Source organism: Protofrankia sp. CiP1_Cm_nod4 (genome assembly GCF_982290645.1).
In genome coordinates this window covers 5,762-6,268 of record NZ_CEVIVC010000105.1, presented here as the reverse complement: position 1 = coordinate 6,268, position 507 = coordinate 5,762, and the positions used below count along the sequence as shown (strand labels likewise).

1 pseudogene is annotated in these 507 nt (G+C 71.4%); it reads left to right on the top strand.

From position 1 onward, the window contains the following. Nucleotides 1-102 precede the first annotated feature (102 nt). Nucleotides 103-507 (top strand): annotated as a pseudogene (locus AC5LSR_RS17740) (hypothetical protein); the annotation flags it as partial.

Genomic DNA, 507 nt, shown 5'->3' with positions numbered 1-507 from the left:
ACGTCAGGTTGTCCATAGTGTGATCAAACATGTTCACTGTGCGATCGCAAGATGTCGACGTGTGTTCCCGGCTGGGACGGATGGTGCCGGTAGTGTTCGGTCGTGCCCAGCAGCAAGCCCGCCCAACCGGCCCGGATCGGCACGCCGGCGGCTCCCGGCGCCGCGGACACCGCCGTCGAGCCGCCGGAGGGCCAGGCCGTCGACGGTGATCGTGCCCGGTATGACGGTGACCGCCCACGCCGTCCCGGCGACGTGCCTGTCGACCGTCCCGGTGCCGTGTCCGTCGGCCTTTCTGGCGGCGTGCCCACCGTGCCTCCCGGTGACGTGCTCAACGCGCCTCCTGGTGACGTGCTCAACGCGCCTCCTGGTGACGTGCTCTTCTCCCATCCCGCCGCCGCATCCGCCGGGCGTCCTGGTGGCGTGCCCTTTCACCGGGCCGGCGGTGGGGAGGTGGCCGCGGCGGCCGCGGTCCTCAGCGCGCCGGAGCTCGCCGGGATCGTGGATCTT